At 61.2% G+C, this 245-nt stretch carries 1 protein-coding gene; it reads left to right on the forward strand.

Annotation, left to right across the window (positions count from 1 at the left end; translation table 11 throughout):
* A partial coding sequence (locus SB764_RS43620) for an efflux RND transporter permease subunit (RefSeq protein WP_410867256.1) occupies positions 1-245 on the forward strand: 245 nt, incomplete at both ends.

Consider the following 245-nt stretch of genomic DNA (forward strand, 5'->3'; position numbering starts at 1 on the left):
CTGTACGATTTCGCCTCGACGCAGCTGGCTCCGACGATTTCGCAAATCGACGGTGTTGGTGATGTCGATGTCGGAGGCAGCTCACTGCCCGCCGTACGCGTCGGGCTGAATCCGCAGGCGCTGTTTAATCAGGGCGTGTCGCTGGACGACGTACGCACCGCCGTCAGCAATGCCAACGTGCGTAAACCGCAGGGCGCGCTGGAAGATGGCACTCACCGCTGGCAGATCCAGACCAATGATGAGCT

This window comes from Paraburkholderia sp. SIMBA_027, from assembly GCF_046535315.1.
GTDB classification, from domain to species: Bacteria; Pseudomonadota; Gammaproteobacteria; order Burkholderiales; family Burkholderiaceae; genus Paraburkholderia; species Paraburkholderia tropica.